Source organism: Mesorhizobium sp. M7A.F.Ca.ET.027.03.2.1, assembly GCF_003999175.1.
Taxonomy (GTDB): domain Bacteria; phylum Pseudomonadota; class Alphaproteobacteria; order Rhizobiales; family Rhizobiaceae; genus Mesorhizobium.
Map to the genome: position 1 here is coordinate 1 of NZ_RZOM01001087.1, position 2067 is coordinate 2067.

Below are 2067 nucleotides of genomic sequence, written 5' to 3' on the forward strand. Positions count from 1 at the left end.
ATGAAATCCCCTCGCCCGGATCGAGGTCGAGGACGATCTGGTCGGGTCTGTCGAGGCCGGTGCGGTGGGTGCCCCAGGTATGGAACTCGACGACGCCGAACTGCGCCAGCGCCAGATACCCTTTCGCGCCTTCGACCGAGAGATAGGATTTGGTCTCGCCCTCGGAATTTGTCGCCTCGAATGTCACCACCGAGGGCGGCATGCCGGTGAAGGCGTGGCGCTGGAAGAAGCAATCCTTCGGCAGGCCGGTCGGGCAGCGCACCAGCGACACCGGCCGACCGAGGATGTGCGGCAGCATGAAATCGCCGACCAGCGCATAATAGACGGCGATGTCGATCTTGGTCGGGCCGGTCTTGCCGAACAGCCGGCGCGTCGGATTGGTCACCCAGATGGTGGCAAGGTCGGCCTCGGCGATCAGCCGCTTGCGTTTGGACGAGACCGGCGTCGACAGGCCGACATCCCTCAAACCGCGGAAGACGCCGTGGCGCAGTGCGTTGTCCGATGTGCGGTTGGCGTAATGGATGTGCGCCGACAGCAGCGGCCGCACCCAGTTCATCTCGCGCATGATTTCGCGCGGGACGCCCTCGGGCGGCGTGGCGCCTTCCCGCAGCGGCTCCAGCCTGCCGAGCAACTCACCGGCGGTGGCGGCATCGAAACCGGTGCCGACCTTGCCGCGATAATGGAATTCACCATCCTCAAACTCTGCCATGCCGAGCGCCGCCAGCCCTTCGGCCGCATCGGAGATGGTGAAGCCTGCGATGACGAAGTCGTCCGACAGCAGCGCCTTGGTCTTGGTCCAGCTTTTGCTTCGGCCGCTCTGATAGATGGCCGTGGCGCGCTTGGAGACGACACCCTCCAGCCCCAGTTCCGCCGCCTGGTCGTAGAGCCCCTGCCCCGAGCCCTCGACATGGTCGGAGAACTGGATGGCGGAATTGGCGCCGAGGCCCGACAGCATCTGCGCCAGCAGCGCCTTGCGCCGGACCAGCGGCGCCTTGGTCAGGTCCCAGCCGTCGAGATGGAGAAGATCGAAGGCGTAGAAATGGAGCTTGCTGCCGGCGCCCTGCGCCAGCGCATCCTGCAGCAGCGCGAAGCGGCTGATGCCCTTGGCATCGAGCACCACGATCTCGCCGTCGACGATGGCGTCGCGGCACGGCAGTTTGGCGAACGCATGCGGCAGGTCGCCATAGCGCTTCGTCCAGTCGATGCCGCCACGGGTGATCAGCTTGACCGCGCCCTCAGTAAGATGCGCCATGGTGCGGTAGCCGTCGAATTTGATTTCGTGCAGCCAGACTTCCCTTGTGTCCTCGCCATCCGGTGGTTTTGGCATCTGCGTCGCCAGTTGCGGCTCGATACGAGCAAGCATGGGGGCCTTGAACGCGCCCGGCAGCGTGCCGGGCTTCAGCGATCCCTGTCTGGGCGCGGGTTTGGCGGCTGGCTTCGCCGGCGCCGCCAGCTCCTCGATGCGCAATCCGGATTTGACGCTTTCCGGCCGGGCCGTGAGGATGTCAAGCGCGGTGTCGGCGGCGAGGTCGCGCTCCTTGAACAGCAGCCAGTTCTTCTTGTTTTCGTCTTCCCCGGGTTTCGGCTTCAGCCGGGTCAGCATCCAGCCGCCATTGAGCTTGTCGCCGGCCAGCCGGAACTTGAAGGCGCCGGTGCGCAAACTCTTTTCGACATCGTCCATCGGCGCCCAGCTGCCGGTATCCCAGACGATCATCGGCCCGCCGCCATACTCGCCTTCGGGAATGACACCTTCGAAGTCGATGTATTCGAGCGGATGATCCTCGGTCTCGACCGCCAGTCTTTTGTCGGCCGGATTGAGCGAAGGGCCGCGCGGCACCGCCCAGCTTTTCAAGACATCGCCGACCTGCAGGCGCAGATCATAATGGTCTGCGGTGGCGTGGTGCTTGTGGACGACGAAGCGGTTGCCGTCGCTGCTGACGAGCCCGCCAACCGGTTCCGGCGTCTTGGAGAATTCGCGTTTGGCGCGATAGGCTCTGAGCTTTGGCGGGGTGGTCATGGCAAAGGTCGAAGCACGGAGGCCAGGAACAAGCCAGTCGCGCTCAATCG

1 protein-coding gene is annotated in these 2067 nt (G+C 64.9%); it reads right to left on the reverse strand.

Annotation, left to right across the window (positions count from 1 at the left end; all coding sequences use genetic code 11):
• On the reverse strand, positions 1-2017 hold a 2017-nt coding region (ligD, locus tag EN750_RS31505), incomplete at its 3' end, for a DNA ligase D (protein WP_127399036.1).
• Positions 2018-2067: the final 50 nt, after the last annotated feature.